At 39.9% G+C, this 17,642-nt stretch carries 18 protein-coding genes; 4 read left to right on the top strand and 14 right to left on the bottom strand.

Annotated elements, in window-relative coordinates:
* Nucleotides 1-117 precede the first annotated feature (117 nt).
* Complete coding sequence (locus HMPREF9073_RS14800) at nucleotides 118-789, bottom strand: porin family protein (RefSeq protein ID WP_232213003.1); 672 nt, start codon at nucleotides 787-789, stop codon at nucleotides 118-120.
* Nucleotides 790-914: 125 nt separating this feature from the next.
* Here HMPREF9073_RS14800 and HMPREF9073_RS14795 point away from each other — a divergent pair, with 125 nt between their 5' ends.
* The 4 genes from HMPREF9073_RS14795 to HMPREF9073_RS14780 all read left to right on the top strand — a co-directional run bounded on the left by HMPREF9073_RS14795 (nucleotide 915) and on the right by HMPREF9073_RS14780 (nucleotide 5,038).
* A complete protein-coding gene (locus tag HMPREF9073_RS14795) occupies nucleotides 915-2,108 on the top strand; it encodes a porin (RefSeq protein WP_009414438.1) in 1,194 nt (397 codons plus the stop codon).
* A gap of 131 nt (nucleotides 2,109-2,239) precedes the next feature.
* Nucleotides 2,240-3,292, top strand: coding sequence for a DUF2931 family protein (locus HMPREF9073_RS15325; RefSeq protein WP_198005905.1), 1,053 nt, complete (start codon nucleotides 2,240-2,242; stop codon nucleotides 3,290-3,292).
* Between the two features lie 28 nt (nucleotides 3,293-3,320).
* On the top strand, nucleotides 3,321-4,628 hold the full coding sequence (locus HMPREF9073_RS14785; protein WP_009414436.1) for a hydroxymethylglutaryl-CoA reductase, degradative: 1,308 nt from the start codon (nucleotides 3,321-3,323) through the stop codon (nucleotides 4,626-4,628).
* Nucleotides 4,625-5,038, top strand: a complete 414-nt coding sequence (locus tag HMPREF9073_RS14780) for a hypothetical protein (protein WP_009414435.1) — start codon at nucleotides 4,625-4,627, stop codon at nucleotides 5,036-5,038. The genes HMPREF9073_RS14785 and HMPREF9073_RS14780 overlap by 4 nt, the downstream gene beginning before the upstream one ends.
* Here HMPREF9073_RS14780 and HMPREF9073_RS14775 read toward each other — a convergent pair.
* The 13 genes from HMPREF9073_RS14775 to HMPREF9073_RS14715 all read right to left on the bottom strand — a co-directional run bounded on the left by HMPREF9073_RS14775 (nucleotide 5,035) and on the right by HMPREF9073_RS14715 (nucleotide 17,637).
* Nucleotides 5,035-7,533, bottom strand: coding sequence for a TonB-dependent receptor (locus HMPREF9073_RS14775; RefSeq protein WP_009414434.1), 2,499 nt, complete (start codon nucleotides 7,531-7,533; stop codon nucleotides 5,035-5,037). The genes HMPREF9073_RS14780 and HMPREF9073_RS14775 overlap by 4 nt on opposite strands.
* 99 nt (nucleotides 7,534-7,632) lie before the next feature.
* Complete coding sequence (locus tag HMPREF9073_RS14770; RefSeq protein ID WP_034556036.1) at nucleotides 7,633-8,502, bottom strand: hypothetical protein; 870 nt, start codon at nucleotides 8,500-8,502, stop codon at nucleotides 7,633-7,635.
* A gap of 5 nt (nucleotides 8,503-8,507) precedes the next feature.
* Nucleotides 8,508-9,395, bottom strand: coding sequence for a hypothetical protein (locus tag HMPREF9073_RS14765; RefSeq protein ID WP_009414432.1), 888 nt, complete (start codon nucleotides 9,393-9,395; stop codon nucleotides 8,508-8,510).
* Nucleotides 9,396-9,398: 3 nt separating this feature from the next.
* Nucleotides 9,399-10,940 carry a hypothetical protein gene (locus HMPREF9073_RS14760; protein ID WP_009414431.1) on the bottom strand — a complete coding sequence of 514 codons (1,542 nt, stop codon included), beginning with the start codon at nucleotides 10,938-10,940 and terminating at the stop codon, nucleotides 9,399-9,401.
* A 375-nt stretch (nucleotides 10,941-11,315) separates the two neighbouring features.
* The gene (locus tag HMPREF9073_RS14755; protein ID WP_034556035.1) at nucleotides 11,316-13,085 is read right to left on the bottom strand and encodes an aminopeptidase P family protein; all 1,770 of its coding nucleotides are present in this window, start codon (nucleotides 13,083-13,085) and stop codon (nucleotides 11,316-11,318) included.
* A gap of 159 nt (nucleotides 13,086-13,244) precedes the next feature.
* Nucleotides 13,245-13,478: a hypothetical protein gene (locus HMPREF9073_RS14750; protein WP_009414429.1), complete on the bottom strand. Its 234-nt coding sequence runs from the start codon at nucleotides 13,476-13,478 to the stop codon at nucleotides 13,245-13,247.
* Between the two features lie 3 nt (nucleotides 13,479-13,481).
* On the bottom strand, nucleotides 13,482-13,961 hold the full coding sequence (locus HMPREF9073_RS14745; RefSeq protein WP_009414428.1) for an S-ribosylhomocysteine lyase: 480 nt from the start codon (nucleotides 13,959-13,961) through the stop codon (nucleotides 13,482-13,484).
* Nucleotides 13,962-14,010: 49 nt separating this feature from the next.
* Nucleotides 14,011-14,295, bottom strand: coding sequence for a virulence protein (locus HMPREF9073_RS14740; protein ID WP_009414427.1), 285 nt, complete (start codon nucleotides 14,293-14,295; stop codon nucleotides 14,011-14,013).
* The gene (locus HMPREF9073_RS14735; RefSeq protein ID WP_009414426.1) at nucleotides 14,283-14,492 is read right to left on the bottom strand and encodes a hypothetical protein; all 210 of its coding nucleotides are present in this window, start codon (nucleotides 14,490-14,492) and stop codon (nucleotides 14,283-14,285) included. Before HMPREF9073_RS14735 ends, HMPREF9073_RS14740 begins: the two co-directional genes overlap by 13 nt.
* A 240-nt stretch (nucleotides 14,493-14,732) precedes the next feature.
* Entirely contained in the window at nucleotides 14,733-15,353 is a 621-nt protein-coding gene (locus tag HMPREF9073_RS14730; RefSeq protein WP_009414425.1) for a hypothetical protein, read from the bottom strand.
* Between the two features lie 3 nt (nucleotides 15,354-15,356).
* A complete protein-coding gene (gene rsgA, locus HMPREF9073_RS14725) occupies nucleotides 15,357-16,295 on the bottom strand; it encodes a ribosome small subunit-dependent GTPase A (RefSeq protein WP_009414424.1) in 939 nt (312 codons plus the stop codon).
* Nucleotides 16,296-17,093, bottom strand: a complete 798-nt coding sequence (locus HMPREF9073_RS14720; RefSeq protein ID WP_009414423.1) for a hypothetical protein — start codon at nucleotides 17,091-17,093, stop codon at nucleotides 16,296-16,298.
* 31 nt (nucleotides 17,094-17,124) lie between these two features.
* Nucleotides 17,125-17,637: a CvpA family protein gene (locus HMPREF9073_RS14715; protein WP_009414422.1), complete on the bottom strand. Its 513-nt coding sequence runs from the start codon at nucleotides 17,635-17,637 to the stop codon at nucleotides 17,125-17,127.
* Nucleotides 17,638-17,642 lie beyond the last annotated feature (5 nt).

Below are 17,642 nucleotides of genomic sequence, written 5' to 3'. Positions count from 1 at the left end.
TATATTATGTAGGGGCGTTTTGCAAACGCCCTCACAGATAAAACGTTTTGCAAACGCCCTTGCAGATAAAACGCTTTGCAAATGCCCTCACAAATAAAACTTTTCCAGATAACCTCTTTAAAGAATTCTTCCACCTATCGAAAAAGCAAAACACTGCTGCTTCATATAGTTTTCATTAGGGTTGGGTAATATATCGATGAAACCTACTGAGTATTGGAAACCAATAGTAAAGCGCTTGATTTCTAAACCTGTAGCAAAGTTGAAACCCGCGTCAAAAGGCTTGAGTCCATCGTTGCTGCCATTGCCAATGCTCAATGAGTATTTACTTTTGTTGATGTGCAAAAACCTACTATCCTTATACACCGATTGTTCTTCGCGTACATTGGCAGCCAAAGCCGTCGCAATATATGGTCCTGCTTTCCACACAAAAGTAATATGTCGCGCTCTAAGGCGAAAACCTACATAGACCGGAATTTCCAAATAGTGATGATTAAAAACTTGTTTGCGCATATAGTTACCATCAGATTTGTAATAGCCTCCACCATAACTGTACTCGTGTTTAAAATTTTTGGAGGCATATACCAATCCCGATTCTATCGCAATACCATTGTCAAACTGAGCGCTCAACAATCCGCCTATTTGCAATCCCGAAGCGCTTTCCATTACCCACTCAGGCGATGAAACGCTGTAAAGACCGCCCGCGGTAATCCCTGCTTTGGCTTCTACACCCCATTTTATCTGTGCTTGTGCAACGACTCCCCAGAGGAATGCCATTGCTAATAATTTCATTTGGTTCATAAATTTAGCTATTAATAAGGACAAAGGTAATAAATAATTGCCAAATCGGCAAATCTATAAATTTGCTAATTAGCTAATTATCCTTATCTTTGCCCCAACATATTAATTTTCCTTTTATGAAAAGACGTTTTTTCACGCTATTAACAACCCTAACCACTATATTTGCTACCGCTCAAGAGGCTGATACTTTGGCAATAGAAAAGCCAACTCCTCCTCCCGCTCTTCCAGCTTTCGCCAAAAAACTAAACATCGATTTGTTTTTCAGAGGGGGAGGCGTGAGTGATAACTATAACGATGCCTCTAAAAACAGCACTCATTTTGTGATTGACAATGCGCGCATCAATCTGCAAGGTGATTTCAATGACGATCTCTTCTACCGCGTGCGATTCCGTCCTAATCGTCCCTTTACCGAAACTTCTCAGGACGGTGGTACTACTGCCTTAGACTATGCTTTTATCACCTATCGTTTTGGCGCAACGCGTCAGTGGGATGTAACGGTGGGCAAACAACTCGCTGTGTTTGGGGCTTTTGAAAAAGAAATCAACCCTATCTACGAATATATTTTCACCGATTACCTAAATGGGGTCTACAACAATGTCTTCCTTTCAGGACTCGCTTTGGGCTATAAACTCAACGACCGCCAGAAAGTAGGCGTACAGTTGCACAACACGGTGAATGCTAAATTCGCTACTCATTTAAAAAATAACGGCTTTGTAGCGGGCGATTTTAAGGCTTCCAAAGCACCTATCGGGATGTACCTCTATTGGAATGCCGATTTGCTCGACGGCAAACTCAAATTGCGCTACTCCTATAACCTATCGCAATACGCTGCCAACTACCTCACTCACTCCGTAGCTTTGGGGAATTGGTATAAAAGTGGCAAACATACGGTTTATCTCGACCTCAGTTATACCTATATGGCTGCCGATTACGGACTTACAGCTTCAAAACTCCTCAGCGCCTACGATGGTTTGGCAACCAATAATTTCTTGATGCAGAAAGATGCAGTCTACAAACGTGCTGTATCGCGCTACGACTATCAACTTACCGACCGCTGGAGTCTATCGGCTAAGGCGGGCATTGAGTTAGCGGGGAGTACCCAGCGCCTTAGTGAGCAGTTGCGCACTAATTGGATATACTTCGCCGCCGCACAATACGCTCCCATACAAGGACAAGATCTTCGCTTTTACGTAGCCTACGTGGGGAATACCCTCAGCTACGACAAAGCCTTACATCTAAAAGATGAACAACTACACCGCATCGCAATCGGTGCTTACTATACATTACCGATTTTAAAAAGTAGTCATTAGTAAATCTTGGATAGTGATTTGAGTGTTTAAGAATTTGTAAGCTATATAGTTATAAATCTCTTTAATTCATTAAAAAAAACACAAGCGCTATGAAAAAAGTATTTTATTCCGTGTTCTCTTTCTTATCTACATTGCAATTTTTTAGTTGTTCTAATAATAAGGAGGTGAGAAATGATAGGTTTAAATGGCAAGCCGCTGTCTCTGTACCATCGGGTTATCTTGCTGATGTATATACAGGAACGCTCATTTCAGATAATGATGTTGCTGTACTTAATTCGCCAACACCTACAGGTGAATGGGGAAAACCCACTGAGGCTATGGGGTCTGCAGGATATCTCCCTAAACGATTGCGTGTTACTTGGGTTTCGTATTTTGAACATAAATTTTATCATATAGATACTCCTATTGATTATGATAAAATGGTTCACCTTTTTAATGAAGGTTTTTACGACCTCTATGATGAATTTACAAAATATCCTCCTATTAAATCCGAATATAATAAAGTGGTAGTAGGTTTTGCTCCTGGAGGTGTTGTAGTTATTTGGGTAGCAGGAATGAAAAAACAAGTAGAGATAGGTCGTTACCAAGCAGAGGAAATTACCTTCTCAAAAGAATATATAGAAAGATTATCACCAGGTCCAGCTAAAAATATGCACAATATAGAATACCATAATAATATTCTCTATAATTGGGGGGTACAATCACAAGAGAGTATAGAAAAAGTAAAGGACAAACCTATTCCTTATAGAATATGGGATACTTATAGAAAGGAATATAATTGGCATATCAATTTTGATTTTCCAAATGATGAAAAAATCATTTTCGTTAGATACAGTTTCTATAATGGAGAAAAAGATTTCCTTTTAGGTGAAGTTGTTACAGACAAACATCCACAGATCCCTGATATTTTCAGATGGAGTGATAAACTCCAAAAGAATCATATTCCTATGAAAATCAATTTTCATTATATGAAAGAGGGTAATAGATATAGTTGCTTTATAGGATTTAATGAAGAAGAAATTTTCAATGCTTTTGAAAAAATAACGGGAGGAGATGCGACTGCTGAAATAGAAATGTATATTTCCTTAAATCACACTAATACAGAGGCAAAAGTTGTCTTAAAGAATAAAAATAAAGAAGTTACATTACTCAGTAACGACATTAAAATTAATAAATGGAGTTGATTTTGACTCTAACCCCTAACACATAGAAATGAAACAAATCAACGGTTTTTCTAAACTTACCAAAGCCGAGAAAATTCAATGGCTTTGCGATACTTATTTTCCTGAGGTAGAGAATGCAGCCGCTTTCTTTGAAAAATACCACAACCCCGATGCTGAACTTCAAAAACGCCACGACGAGTTCATCGAAAATACAGTAACCAATTACTACTTGCCTTTTGCGGTAGCGCCTAACTTCCTCATCAATGGGCGCACCTATACGGTGCCTATGGCAATTGAGGAAAGCTCGGTGGTGGCAGCTGCCAGCCGTGCCGCGAAATTTTGGCAGGGTAGGGGAGGCTTCCATACTGAAGTGCTCTCTACCGAAAAAACAGGACACGTGCACTTCTTTTTCTATGGTGAAAAAGCGCGTTTAGAAGCCTTTTTTGCCCGCGTACAGCCTTTGATGCTCGCCAATGCCAAACCTATCACCGCTAATATGGAAAAACGCGGCGGGGGGATTACTTCCCTTACTTTGGTAGATAAAACGGAAGCATTGGCGGACTACTATCAGCTGTCGGCTACTTTTGAAACCTTAGATGCAATGGGAGCTAACTTCATCAACTCGTGTTTGGAATCGTTTGCCGAGACCTTTAGAGAAGAAGCTGAAAAAGATGCCACTATCCGTGGGCAGTACGAGATTGTGATGTCTATACTCTCTAATTATGTGCCTAACTGCTTGGTGCGTGCCGAAGTGCATTGCCCTGTAGACGAATTGGAAATTGCCCACCTCAAAGGAATGGCAGCAGCAAAAAAATTCGTGCAAGCACTTGCTATTGCCAACGCCGATGTATACCGCGCCACCACTCACAACAAAGGTATAATGAACGGCATCGACTCGGTGATTTTAGCCACAGGTAATGACTTTCGTGCTATCGAAGCAGGAGTGCACGCCTATGCAGCGCGTTCAGGCAATTACAAGAGTCTTTCCAACGCTTGGATAGAGGGCGACACTTTCCATTTTGCACTCGAATTGCCCTTGGCTTTGGGTACTGTAGGCGGACTTACCACGCTCCACCCCTTGGTGAAAACAGCCCTCGAAATCCTCGAAAAACCCAATGCTCGCGAGCTGATGCAAATCGTAGCTTGCGTAGGTTTAGCACAGAATTTTTCGGCAGTGAGTTCACTCATTAGTTTGGGTATCCAAAAAGGACATATGAAAATGCACCTCAACAATATTTTTAATCAATTAGGCGCTACCGACGAAGAAAAACAACAGCTCACTGCTTATTTCAAAGATAAAACAGTGAGCCATAGTGAAGTTGCCGAGGCGTTGAACCACTTAAAATCTCAAAAATGAAAACCCCTATCTTGTTTATTTTTCTGTTGTTAGTCTCTGCTGTAAGTGCACAGAAATTGCATTTATATGGTGGAAGCAATCACGATGTTTATTTGGGATGCTTGAATTGTAGTAAAACTGATAGCAATTCTATATGGAATGACTTGGGTAAGTACGGGTCGGCTAATAGTTCGATGTCTATATGGAATGATTTTGGTACCTATGGCAACCCTATGAATAGTTTGAGTCCGTGGAATGATTTTGCCTCTAAACCTCCTATAGTAGTAGATGCTTCGGGGAAGTTTTGCGGCTATTTTACAGTCAATAAAAGTTATAATAAAAGAGCAGAGTTTGAATTAGCTCTGCTCATTTATGATAATTACCAAGCAATTCGCAAAGATGTTAGCACTTGGTATAGAAAACTCTTCTAAAAATTGTAAGTAACAATAGCATTTACATTGCGTGGGGCACCAGGGAAGTTGCGGAGGTTATCGTAACCACTAATCCAATAGGTGCGGTTGAGCACATTGTTTACATTTACTTGGAACTGTACATCTTTCACTTTGTAGTAGAGTACAGCGTTTACTAAGGTGTATTCGGGGTAGGTGGCAGCCGTAGCACGACGCCCTACTTGCCCTAACCGCTCACTTACATAATTCACTCCTATACCTAATCCCAAACCTTCTAAAGCACCTTTTTCGATAATGTATTTCGTCCAGAAATTAGCGGCGTGACGGGGCGTGCTGGGGCGTTGCATATTCAGGTCTTTTAGCGCACCTTCTTCTTTTAATTTTACGATACGGGCATCGGTATAGGCGTAGTTCGCTACTACACTCCAGTTGGGGGCGATACGTCCAGCGACATCTACTTCAAAACCATTCGATTCTTCGTCTACAGGCACACGCCAATCGGGTTTGCCTGCTTTGGCACTTTGCTCTAACGAGTTCTCTTGCTTGATTTTAAATACCGAAAGAGTAGCATTCAACCTCTTGTTGAACCATTCGGTTTTGAGCCCTATTTCGTGTAACTCACTCTTTACATAATCAAACGGGCCTCCATAACGCTCGGGGTCGGACTGTATGTTTGCCCCTTGAGGTTGGAATCCTTTTACCCAAGTGGAATATAGATTGATATTTTCCGATGCCTCTATCACCAATCCCACACGTGGTATAAAGGCTTTGGTTTCAGCTTGGGTCTCTTTATCGGTGTCTTTGTTAAGAATTTCGGTAAACCACTCTTGTCGCAACCCAACGAGCACTTTCACGATGCTGATGTCCATCTGCTCTTGCACATATACACCGTGAGAATATTCCTCATACGGATTGAGCACATTTTGGCGGTAGATATACTTGCTAATGTCTTTATAGCCATTACCCGCCGAACGATTTTCTAAATCGAACACCGGTACATTGGTAGTAGGAGTTTGTACTGAACCTGCTAATACGTTGGCGGTGGTGGTATAGGTATTCACTACTTTGGTTTTGTCCTTGCTCAAATACCCCTGAGCGGTAGTACCCGAAGAACCGTATTTCTGTTCCGATAGGAAATAGTCGTAGCCCACTAATAACTTGTGTTTTACGATGCCTGTATTGAAAGTGAAGTTGAAGTAGTTGTTAAAACTATTGTTTGCAAACGAGCGCTTACGCTGGTTGAAGAGCATCAGCACCTTGTTAGGGTCGGCATAGCGGAAAGCATTGGCGCCATTGCCTATTTGCTTGTAGTACAAGTTGGCTTGCGTGTGTTCTTGCATATCCTCGCTATAAGTAGAGTTGAGGTAGATAGCATTAAACGAAATATGTTCGTTGAACTTATGAGAGAGACCGATAGTAGTGTTGAGCGTATTTTCTTTAAGGAAGTCGTTAGCAGCGCTCATCGACATACTGATGGGGGTATCGTAAAGCGTACCATTGGCAGGAAAGGCTTGTCCACGGTCTATTTTGCCATTGAAATTCTGATAGACAAAATCGACATTCACGCTGGTTTTGTCGTTAGGGAGATAAGAAAATGAAGGAGCGACGATATAGCTTTCAGAGCCTTGCAAATCGCGGAAAGAATCGGTTTTTTCATAGCCTAAATTGAGGCGGTATAAAAGGGTTTTCTTAGAGTTGAGGGGGCCTGTGAAGTCGCCGTAGGTTTTGAGGGTATTCCAGCTGCCCACGCCTACCGAGATGCTGTTTTGGTTTTTTAGAAGAGGTTTTTTGGTTACCCTATTGATCACACCTCCAGGGGCAGCATTGCCAAAGAGTGCCGAAGCAGGCCCTTTGATCACTTCCACACGCTCGATATTAGCCAATGACGATTGTTTCCACAAGCTCGTTTGGGCACGCATACCGTTGAGTAGGTTGCCCGAATTGCGGTTGCCTGTCGCACGAAAACCGCGTATTGAAAAATCGTTGTAGGCACTATAAGGGGTTACCCCACTGATGTTTTTCACTACCTCATTTACGGTAGTAGCACCTTGGTCTAAAATGAGCTCTTTGGTAACATACCCCACCGACTGAGGAACATCTTTTAGAGCAGCGGCTGTTTTGGTACCTATAAAGGAATTGGTGTTTTTATAGCTACTTTCCTTTCTGCCAACTACTTCTACTTCTTGCAGGGCGGTGAGTTCCTCGCTGAGTTGCACATCGAGGTGCGTGTGCGTACCACTGGGATTAGGACTGATATCGGCGCGTATTTTCAGCGATTGGAAGCCAACATAACTAAATACAATAGTTTGCTTGCCAACGGGTACGTGGTGGAGGTTGTAAAACCCAGCTTCATTGGTGGTAACACCATTGTTAGTGCCTTCGAGTAGTACGGTAACCCCTACGAGCGGCTGTTTGTTTTCATCGGTTACGCGCCCTCTTACATCGGTTTGTTGGGCAAAAATATAGTGAATATTAACACCTAAAAATGTTAATAACAGAAAGATACGTTTAGACATACACTTTTATTTAAAATTATTCTACTTTGTTACGGCGTGCAAAAATAGAGAAAATTTTAAATATAGCAAGAAAAAAGGCAGTAAAATTTAATCACTACCTTATTTTTTAGCCTTTTCCTTCTCAGCCCATTCTTTTTTGAGTTCTTCTGCCCAAAGTAACTCTCTACCTACTTCTTTTTTTATAGCAGGTTCACTGTTATGTGAGTGACGCGGACTTTGAGTGTCAAACAAAAAATCATAACTTCCTGCTACAATACCTTTGCCCTCTATATAAGCAAAGCGGTCAATGCCACGATGATAAGCCTCTAACCCCGAGCGATTATTCCAAGCAGTGAACGTCCAAAACAGATAAACAGTATCTTTGCCGCGTTTTTCTGTACCCGATAGGTAAATACTTTCAAAACAACTATCCAAGAAAGATTCTTTATCTTCCATTGGCTGAGCATATTTAGTAATATGTGTTCCTTTGTTCAATTCTTTTTTTAACTCAGCATAAGTGACAAAATCTTGTTTGGTATTGATGATATTACTATCGTTCAAGTGTACTTTTGAAGAATAATCCATCAACTGAAAAACTTCTACTAAACAGCATCTCGCTTTATAATACTTGTCATCTTCTTTTTTTACTAAAGAGAAGGAGTTTAAGAATTTATTTTTATTACTTCTGCGAACTTCTTCTATCTTAACAACAGCTTTTTCGACCTCTTCCTTAGAGACTTCTACCCAAGAGTTAGCATTATCCATATCAGGTAATACCGAGATGAGGGTTAAATAATTATAGCCAAAGAAAACTCCCTGATTGAATACATTATACATCTCAATTTCTTTTCCTTTATAAAAAGAATGAGGGCGTAATGTATAGTGTTTTACTTGATAATGAGCGGTAAGGCTATCCAAGAATATATATTTCTGTTCTTGTGCCATTATAGCACAAGAACAGAGTAATAGTAAGTAAAGTAAGTTTTTCATAAGCCTTATTTTTTAGCTTTTTCTTTTTCACCCCATTCTTTTTTGAGTTCTTCAGCCCAAAGTAACTCTTCTTTATAAGGACGTCTTACTTTTAGCCAGTCTCCCCCTCTATAATATACTTTTCCTTTTGGGAAAAAGTAATCATCATAAGTGCCGGCTACAATTCCCTTGTTTTTGATATAAGCAAATTCATAGATACCTCTATTAAAAACATTTGCAAATTGATAAAAATAATAGATAGTATTACCTTCTTTTTCTTCAATATTAGCTAAATAAATATGTTCCTGATGTTTAGGAATTTCTATAGGAGGATACTCATTCCAATCAAGAGGAAATTTGGTATTTACCTTTTTTTGATACACTTCTTTTAATAAAGTAATAGGCACTATAGGTTGGTGGGTATTGATAATATAGTTTCCTGTAGCAATAATCATTTGCTCAGGAGAGTCTATACAATAAAAAGATTCTGCCATACACTCTTTACTTACATAATATGTATTTTTTACTTTTTTTACTAACTTCAGGTTATTAGGTATAGGTTTGATTTCCTTTTCACTAATTATGTCATAGCCAAGTACTTTGTTTTCCAATTCCTCAAAAAGCTTCTTAGTAGAAAATAAATTATTCTGAACCTTTTTAAAATCTATTTCTTGCCAATTGCTCTTGCTTTCAAGATCTGGAAGTACTGAAAGAAGGATTATATACTGTTTATCATAGCGATTGAGAAAAACATTATATACCTCAATACTGTTTTTAGTTCCATAAGGGGAAGTGTCGAGCGTATACTGTTTTACATTATAGTTAGTTGTTAAACTATCCAATAATACATACTTTTCTTGTTGTGCTTGTACAGCACAACAAGAAAATAATATAAAATAAAGTATTTGTTTCATAACCTAAGGACATTTTGTGCCATTTGTACCGTTTTTTTGTTCTTGAATAAATGTAGCATCAGTAGGAGATATGAAAAAATCTTCTACAATACCCTCTTTTGCTATAGCACGTGCTCTTTCTAATGTAAAATTAGGATTAAATGAAATAATACTTTGAGCTAATTTTTCTAAGAAAGCATCAAATCTACTATGATCTGTTCTAAGCTTATATCTTCTTGTTTGTTGTCCATTTCCTACTGGATAATCTTGATATGTAACAGAAGGGTATTTTTGATTAAAAACAGTCTCTCCTAATTTCGCGTGTTCTGCATTTAGAAAAACGTGTATTACTTCGTGATAAATAGTAGCTAAAGCATATTCTTGCGTTGCTGTACCTAACATATTACTATTTAAGTAAATAATAGCTTTTATAGAGTTTTGTCTGACTTCAGGAAAAGAAGAGTAACCTGACATCCCAGAAAGAGGTTTTTCAGTAACAGTAATGTTATACTTATCATTAGTTCCAAAAGTCTCTCTAAGAATCTTAGCAATATCGTTATTTAAGTTAGGAGCTTGAGCTAAAAGGGCTTTTGCACACCGGTTGGTAAGAGAATCTTTTATAGTATCTTCTCTTTTGTCTTGCTTTTTCTCTTCTTTTTTCTCTTCCTCTTTTGCCATACCAGCTCCTATATTGCTACTGCTACCTCCGCCACCTGCGCTCCTTTTTTCTCTTAGCTTTCTCGTATCATCGCTATCTCTATCATCATAAAAGTCCCCATAATTATATGGTGAATAATCATAATACGTATAATGAGGGAAGTCAGAATTATTTCTACTTTTTTTAGTAAATTTGCCATAAACAGTAACAGGCTCTAACACAAAGTAATTATTTCCTCCGCCTCCACCATCACCATCGTCTTCTCGTTCGTTTGGTTCTTTACCTGGGGAAAAAATCGGAGGAGGTGTAATAATAAAACGACAACTTACACATATAGGCTTTCCACTTCTCGCGGTTACAGAGGCTTCGTTATTTTCTATAATTCTATAGCTTCCTTTGCGTTTGGGTACTATTTTATGAGTAATAACTCCATCCGTCATTCGGTAAGCCGAAAGAAAGACCCCTTTAGTATCAAGCAAATAAAATTCAGCATTTATAATGCGACGATCTGCCGTAATACTATCTATCTGAGGAAGAAAAAGATATTGCTCAGTCTTTCCATCTTTTTTAAGGAAGAGTACTTCTCCATTGAGTTCTGTTCTAGAGATCCTCACAGGTACCTTGGCATAAGGCATTTCCTCTATGTCTTTCATTTGCTCAAAATACCGCCAATCGGTTTCTAACTCAATAAGCGGATAGTTGCTACGGCTCACACTGTTAGTAGTGCGTTTCTGGTTTTCTGAAGCCTCGAAAAGGCTCTTGGCTTCGTTTAAGCTCACTACCGCTTGAGGATCTACGGCAGGAACTGGTTCTTGTTGCGGTGCTTCTGGAGCCTCTTCGCGTTGGCAATTGGTAAGAAATAATCCTACTAATGTCAGTACTAATAGTTTTAAACTTGCATTTCTCATTGTAAATAAGATTAAAATTCTGCGACAAAGGTAGATAGTGGTTTTTTGTAAAGCAAATAAAAGAAGAATTTTAACATTTTTACGCCCTAACAAAAAAATGCATTTTTGGAAATTTTAATGTTAAAAAAATAGCAACTTATTATCTTTTTAACAAAAGAGTTGTAAACTTGTTATTTTTCAATCTTTTAAATTATGGATATTTCAATGAAAAGGGAATGAAGGGATTAACTGTTTTTAACGTAATAATAGATTTTGTTAAATTCTAAGGACTTTAGCAAAGTGCAGCTATACAAAGGCGATAATAAAAAAACTGCCCTGAAAAGTCTTATACTTTCTTGGGGCAGTTTTCATTATGATTAAAAAACAACTATGCCATTATAGCGGTTTTACCAAACTCAAGAACCATTCTTTTACATCACCTTCTAATAGAGGAGCGAGTTTTTCTTCACAGGTTTTGTGGTAGGCATTGAGCCATTGGTGTTCTACATCGGTGAGAAGTGCGACATTAATACCTGAAGGCATAAACGGACAAAGGGTGAGGGTCTCGAAATCGTAGAAAGTGCCAAACTCGTTGCTCGCTACTTCACGCACCGTAATGAGGTTCTCGTGACGAATACCGTATTGGTTTTCGAGATATACCCCAGGTTCGTCGGAGCATACCATACCCGCTAAAAGTACTTGTGGGTTGAGGTCTTTGCGGATATTTTGAGGGCCTTCGTGTACGTTCATAAAGCTACCTACCCCGTGACCTGTACCGTGACCGTAGTCCTTGTGGTTTTTCCAAAGTGCCATACGGGCATAAGCATCGAGCTGTACGCCACGAGTACCTCTTGGGAATTGTACCATTGCGAGTTGTATCATTCCTTTGAGTACGAGGGTACTATCGTCAATAAACTGCTGACTTACTTTACCTAACGGAATGGTACGAGTGATATCGGTAGTGCCTTCAAGATACTGTCCGCCAGAGTCTACCAAAACGCTACCTTCGGGGTGTACCTCTTTACTGCCGTGTTCAGGAGCTGAATAGTGTACAATAGCACCATTACCTTGATAACCAATGATACTGCCAAAACTTTCACCTACGAAATTTTTGCCTTCGGCGCGGAAGTCGCGTAGCTTCTTGCCAATGCTGTATTCGGTCATTGGCTCTTTGCCTACTTGGTGAGTGAGCCAGTAGAGAAACTTCACCATTGCTACCCCATCGCGTACCATTACGGTGCGGAATCCTTCAAGCTCGGTAGGGTTTTTCACGGCTTTCATCAGGTTGCCAGGAGCGGGAGCTTGCACGAGTTTGTTGTCCTTTTGGAGGGCTTCAAATATCGCTTGATTCGTATTAGGGGCGAGGAGTATATTTTGTCCTTTTACGGTAGCCAAATAGTTGTAGAACTCATCATAAGCACGCACGTTTACTTTGGCTGCTACCAAATGATTTTCTACCTCAGGGGTGAGTTTAGCTTTATCTACAAAAAGAGTTGCTTCTTTATCGGTGAGGGCAATATAACCGAGGAATACAGGGTTGTAAGCCACATCGCTACCGCGAAGATTGAGTGTCCAAGCTACATCGTCTAAGGCAGTGATAAGGTGCAAGGTAGTGCGATGGGTAGCCATTGCTTTGCGAATAGCGGTGAGTTTCTCGGCTACGGTTTGTCCTGCCCATTTATCGGGGTGTACGAAAATGTGGTGAAGAGGGTCTTTTTCGCGGTTTGTCCAGATAAGGTCGATGAGAGGTTTATGCACCAATTTGATGTTGTGAGCAGCTAAAGTAGCTTGTAGTTTTTCCCAAGCGATGTGAGAGGTTGCTAAGGCGTTGAGTGCTACAGTAGCCCCAGCAGGAAGTACTGATACGAGCCAATCGGCATAATCGGGAGTGCCTTCTACACCGTCTTTGAAGAGGTCGATGCCAGAGCCTTTGAGCTCGATAGCCGATTGAACAAAGTAGCGAGAGTCCGTCCATAAGCCAGCTTTATCTTTGGTAACGACTACAAAACCCGCAGAGCCTGTAAATCCAGAGAGCCAAGCGCGTTCGAGCCATTCTTTGGGTAGGTATTCACTAAGGTGAGGGTCGGCGCTGAATACCACAAAAGCGTCGATGTGGTTTTCTTGCATTTTAGAGCGCAAGAGGGATAATTTTTCGGGTGTATTCATTGTTTATAGTTTTATGTTTTTGCAGCTTTGCTGCCTTAATTTCTCGCACTGATTACACGAATCACACAAATTTTGACACGGATAATTTTCTATTGTCAGTTGTGATGTGCACGGATTAGCAGCTATCGCTACCGGATTTAATGGATTATTTCAAATATTTTAACAAAGTATGATTTTACGGTGAGCTTCTATTCTTTTAAATCCTATATCAGCAGGCTCAGCAGGAGTTGGGTCGGCTTTAGATTCGTAATAGAGTTGTAAGTCTTCTAACTCTTCATATAATTCAGCAATTCTCAAAAGCTCGTTGTATTGTTCAATAGGAACAACTGCCGAGAGTGTATTGCCTTGTCTATCAGTTAGAAAAGTGGGTTCTTGTAAAATCATTGTATTCATATTTTACTTGGGATAATTTAAATTTTTATCGGTGAGGTGATACAAGGTTTCCTCTAAGTATTTCTTAGCTTCATACTTCGCCATTGGAAGGTTATTGTTGTAGAAATTGCCACATTCTAAAGCCGATGCACCAGGGATATCACCTTCAAAATTAGCGATATACTCAAAGAGTTCGGTAATCAAAGGGGCGATATCTTTAGAAGTATAGTCACCAGCGAGAATGAGGTAATTACCGGTCATACAGCCCATAGGCCCCCAATAGATAATCTTGTCTTTCCACTCGGGGTTGTTGCGCAACCAAGTAGCAGCGAGGTGCTCGATGGTGTGTATTTCGGGGCTGCCGAGTACGGGCTCACGGTAGGGGAGCTTCATACGAATATCAAAAGAGGTAAGCACTTCCTTGCCTACATAGTCTTTACGCGATACATAAATGCCACGCTCCAGTTTGAGGTGGTCAATACAAAAACTTGCTATTCTTTCCATTTTATTTAGCTAAGAGATAAGAGGTAAGAGATGATACCTTTACTTCTTGTTAATTGATATTTAGTTGAAATTCTTGAGTAAAATCGGAGTAGTCTTCTATTTTGAAAGCGCGAATATCTCTCACTGAGAGGCAAAACCATTTGATATTTTTTAGGCTTTGTATAGCACGAAAAAGGGTTCGCAAATCGCCTTCTGTAGCATACGTACTTCCTTGTATCCAATAAAAATCATTTTGCTTAAGTACTTTTCTAATTTCAGCATAAGCGTTGTGATATGGATCTTTATAATGTTTCTTTAGTTCAGAAACTATTAAGTCAAAAGCTATAGCGTGCATAATTCTTCCTCTTCAACGGGTTTAAACATATCTTCTTTTTCAAAGAATAATTCACCATTGTCTGTTTTTACTTCAATGACAATTCCTATAAAAGGATTTTGTTCTATTTCGGTAACGGTTGCTTCTACCCAATCGGGTTTTCCTGTGAGTTGAGGAGAAACCCACACACGTTGTCCTATGTTAAATTTGCTTTCCATTTTATTTAGCTAAGAGTTAAGAGATAAGAGTTAAGAAATGGTACCTTTATATTTTAACTCGTTGTTAATACATATTTAGTTGAACTTCTTGAGTAAAGTTGTTTAGGAGTGTCTGAATTTTCGGAGAAACTCAGAGAACTTTTGATAAAGCTCTAATTCCTAAAACCTGCCTTCCTAACAAACTACACCGCAAAGGTATTGATTCTGTTGCTAAAAAGCAAATGTTTTTAAGAATTTTGCTTAATAAATAAACAAATTAGTAAGGCAGTCTTTTTTGAGCTCTACGGAAGTAGGTAGCATTACTTGAGTTACATCAAAAGGGGTAGTGATGAGGTGCATACCTGTTTTAGAAGGAATATAAGCTACAATTTTATTTTCTTCTGCAGGGGTCGCTATCTTGATTTGTGCTTCTATTTGAGATATATCAACCTGATGAGTGTCGCTGTCTATATCTATAATCCAGTACTTTTTGAGTTTTTTACTGCCTATACCCGAAGCACTCACGCAAGAGGCAAACAGTTTTTCTACGCGTGCATAGTGTTCTTGTTGTAGCAAATCGGGGAGGCGTTTGAGCATATCAAAAGCTACATTTTTATAACTCTTGGGATTGAGATTGATCATTGCTCTACATTGAAAAACCTCACAGAGTTTTACAATCTCATCTCTTTTAGCTAATAACGACTTGCGGTCTTTTATCTGATACATTTTCACGATATGAGTACTTTTGTGTAGTTCCTCAATATCTTTTTTGCGTTGCAACAAAAAGACGAAAAAAAACAATTGTTCTCTCTCCGCTTTATTGCTTATAGCAGCAAGGCGGTTGTCGATAAGTTCACTGATGAGGTCGAAATTATTTCTCATATCCTACTGATTGTTTTCTTCTCTATATACCTTGTCATCTCCTGAAAGGATTTGCAGATAGCTTTTGTAGCGCGACCAAGCGATTTCGTCGCGTTCTAAGGCTTCTTTTATAGCGCATTGGGGTTCATCGGTGTGGAGACAGTTGTTGAATTTGCAATGGTGTTTGAGAGTGAAGAACTCTGGAAAATAGTCGGTTAGTGAGTTATTGTCTATTTCAACCATTCCAAAGCCTTTGATCCCAGGGGTATCGATGATGCGCGCCCCAAAAGGGAGGTCGAACATTTCGGCAAAAGTAGTAGTGTGTTGTCCTTGCTGGTGAAGTTGAGAGATTTCGGCAGTCTTGAGGTGCAAATGAGGGTCGATAGCGTTGATAAGGGTAGATTTGCCTGCGCCAGAATGCCCTGATACTACGCAAGTTTTGCCTTCCATAGCCGCTTTTACCTTGTCGATATTCTTTCCAGTAGTAGCCGAAATGCCAATACACTCATAGCCTGCCTTGCGGTATACTGAGGCGAGGTATTTTACTTCGGTGAGTTCATCTTCATTATAAGTATCTACTTTGTTGAAAAGCAGTACAGTTTTGATACTATAGGCTTCGGCAGTAACCAAAAAACGGTCGATAAAGGTAGTGGAAGTAGGGGGATTGTTGAGTGTTACCACCAAAAAAGCGAGGTCGATATTCGATGCGATAATGTGAGTTTGCTTAGAGAGATTCACCGATTTGCGGATGATATAGTTGTCGCGAGGGTGTATTTCGGTAATGACCCCTCTGTTTTCTTCTTCCAATTCAAACGCCACTCGATCGCCCACCGCTATGGGGTTCGTGTTCTTAATGCCTTTTAGGCGGAATTTCCCTTTGATGCGGCAGTCGTGAAAATGACCCGTTGCCAAGTCCTTCACCATATACCAACTGCCTGTAGATTTATATACCAATCCTTCCATTTACTTGTATAATAAAGCCGTAGTTTCAGGCTTTTTCAAATCGATTAAGAAGATGTGTTTAGGCTCTTTAGGGTCGATAGTGCCATTTTTGTTGCTGTCTAAACGCGCATAAACGTAGAGCGCATCGTTCACCCCATCGTAATCGGATCCTATGACGCCGTATTCTTTAGGAATGAGGGCTTTCACCCGAGTGCCGTCCAACTGATAGAGGTAAAACCGACGTAAATCGATGCGGGTGTAGTAGCCATCTTTATCGGTGTCCTCGTCGTAGCAAGAAATCATATAGAAGTTGCGGTTCACGTTTTTGTTTTGCAAAGTATCACGAGTAGCCGAAGGATAGTAAACATTTTCTATGAGTACGGGTTTTTCAAAGAACAGTTTCTGCTCTTGTTTTTCTACATCAAAGAGGGAAACATTCACCATTTCGTCACCATAAATGGTTTCAAAACCTGCCACGATATTGCCATTCCAGTTGTTGCCATTGTTGTGGCGTGCATAATAGGAGTCGCTGTAGCTATAGTTGCTGAGTTTTTGAGATTCACCTACAGAGCGATCGCCGTATCTGTAGTTCACTTTGAAAACAGGGGTAAGGCGGTACTGAGGGTGCTGGGTAGGGAGTACGCTGCGCACTTCGGTTTCAAATTGCAATGAATCAACGGCTAAGCCTTCAATAAGGTTACCGTTTTTATCAATAGCGGGGCGGGTTTCCTGAACGCCTTTATAGGCATCGGCAGCAGTTTTGCGCTCACAAGCTGTAATAGCGAGGATAGCAAGAGATAATAAAAGGATTTTTTTCATAATGTTTTATGTATTAGTATGTTGTAATTTTTCACTCTTCACTTTTCACTTCCTCCGTTTCTTTATCGGGAAATACATTGGCATACACCACTTGGCTAACGCTCTTTACGGGCTTGTAGAGTACTGATTCGCTAAGGGCTGAAGTTGAAAGCCATTTTTCGGTTTGAAAAGTACGCTCTAAAAATACAAATATAGAGCCTACAATCACAATAGATTTTAGCAAACCAAACAAAGCTCCCCCCAATCGATTGAGAAAACCGAGTTCGGCAGCTTTGATCATTTTGGTAAGTATTTTTGCCAAAAGCATTACGCCCAATACCAATACGATGAGGGTTATCCCAAAGGCAACGACCTCTAAAGTTTGTTTTTCGGCGGGGAGTATCTTGTCTAAGAGTGAGGCAGTAAAGAATGAAAAGTGTATCGCTCCATAAATGCCTACTACAATAGCCAAAAGTGATGCCATTTCAATAATAAGTCCGCGCATAAAACCACGCACTAAGCCAAAACCTAAAATAATCAGCAGTATGAAATCTATTTTATTCATTATCT

The organism is Capnocytophaga sp. oral taxon 326 str. F0382 (assembly GCF_000318295.1).
GTDB classification, from domain to species: Bacteria; Bacteroidota; Bacteroidia; order Flavobacteriales; family Flavobacteriaceae; genus Capnocytophaga; species Capnocytophaga periodontitidis.
Note: the sequence above shows the minus strand (reverse complement) of the source record. Positions and strands in the feature narration are given on the sequence as shown.

Coding starts and splice junctions, on each gene's coding strand:
- HMPREF9073_RS14800 (WP_232213003.1), bottom strand. CDS start 789: ATGAAATTATTAGCAATGGCATTCCTCTGGGGAGTCGTTGCACAAGCA.
- HMPREF9073_RS14795 (WP_009414438.1), top strand. CDS start 915: ATGAAAAGACGTTTTTTCACGCTATTAACAACCCTAACCACTATATTT.
- HMPREF9073_RS14785 (WP_009414436.1), top strand. CDS start 3,321: ATGAAACAAATCAACGGTTTTTCTAAACTTACCAAAGCCGAGAAAATT.
- HMPREF9073_RS14780 (WP_009414435.1), top strand. CDS start 4,625: ATGAAAACCCCTATCTTGTTTATTTTTCTGTTGTTAGTCTCTGCTGTA.
- HMPREF9073_RS14775 (WP_009414434.1), bottom strand. CDS start 7,533: ATGTCTAAACGTATCTTTCTGTTATTAACATTTTTAGGTGTTAATATT.
- HMPREF9073_RS14770 (WP_034556036.1), bottom strand. CDS start 8,502: ATGAAAAACTTACTTTACTTACTATTACTCTGTTCTTGTGCTATAATG.
- HMPREF9073_RS14765 (WP_009414432.1), bottom strand. CDS start 9,395: ATGAAACAAATACTTTATTTTATATTATTTTCTTGTTGTGCTGTACAA.
- HMPREF9073_RS14760 (WP_009414431.1), bottom strand. CDS start 10,940: ATGAGAAATGCAAGTTTAAAACTATTAGTACTGACATTAGTAGGATTA.
- HMPREF9073_RS14755 (WP_034556035.1), bottom strand. CDS start 13,085: ATGAATACACCCGAAAAATTATCCCTCTTGCGCTCTAAAATGCAAGAA.
- HMPREF9073_RS14750 (WP_009414429.1), bottom strand. CDS start 13,478: ATGAATACAATGATTTTACAAGAACCCACTTTTCTAACTGATAGACAA.
- HMPREF9073_RS14745 (WP_009414428.1), bottom strand. CDS start 13,961: ATGGAAAGAATAGCAAGTTTTTGTATTGACCACCTCAAACTGGAGCGT.
- HMPREF9073_RS14740 (WP_009414427.1), bottom strand. CDS start 14,295: ATGCACGCTATAGCTTTTGACTTAATAGTTTCTGAACTAAAGAAACAT.
- HMPREF9073_RS14735 (WP_009414426.1), bottom strand. CDS start 14,492: ATGGAAAGCAAATTTAACATAGGACAACGTGTGTGGGTTTCTCCTCAA.
- HMPREF9073_RS14730 (WP_009414425.1), bottom strand. CDS start 15,353: ATGAGAAATAATTTCGACCTCATCAGTGAACTTATCGACAACCGCCTT.
- rsgA (WP_009414424.1), bottom strand. CDS start 16,295: ATGGAAGGATTGGTATATAAATCTACAGGCAGTTGGTATATGGTGAAG.
- HMPREF9073_RS14720 (WP_009414423.1), bottom strand. CDS start 17,093: ATGAAAAAAATCCTTTTATTATCTCTTGCTATCCTCGCTATTACAGCT.
- HMPREF9073_RS14715 (WP_009414422.1), bottom strand. CDS start 17,637: ATGAATAAAATAGATTTCATACTGCTGATTATTTTAGGTTTTGGCTTA.